This window comes from Streptococcus sp. HMSC061E03 (assembly GCF_001813505.1).
Classification (GTDB): domain Bacteria; phylum Bacillota; class Bacilli; order Lactobacillales; family Streptococcaceae; genus Streptococcus.
Genome location: NZ_KV812798.1, coordinates 1 through 335, shown reverse-complemented (window position 1 = coordinate 335; position 335 = coordinate 1). Strand labels below are relative to the sequence as shown.

The 335-nt window shown below is 45.4% G+C and carries 1 protein-coding gene; it reads left to right on the top strand.

The window, feature by feature from the left end; all coding sequences use genetic code 11:
- A partial coding sequence (locus tag HMPREF2917_RS08820; protein WP_176745966.1) for a GBS Bsp-like repeat-containing protein occupies positions 1 to 335 on the top strand: 335 nt, incomplete at both ends.

The following is a 335-nucleotide window of genomic DNA, read 5'->3' as shown; positions in this document are numbered from 1 at the left end:
AACAACAAGGATACAGGTACCTTTGACGTCATCATTAAGGATGTCTACAATCCTAAAGGTGTGCGAACTGTGCAAGTCCCAACTTGGTCGGATAAGGACGGACAGGATGATCTCCGCTGGTACGAAGCAACTCGCCAAGCGAACGGAGACTACAAGGTATCTGTTAAAGCAAGCGATCACAAGAATTCTACTGGTAAGTACCATGTTCACCTTTACTACATTCAAAATGATGGTTCTCGTGTAGGTGTTGGTACCACGACTACAGAAGTGGAGTTCCGAAATGCCAAGACCAAGACGCTAGCTTCTATCAAGAATGTCAATTCTGGTGCTGGAAC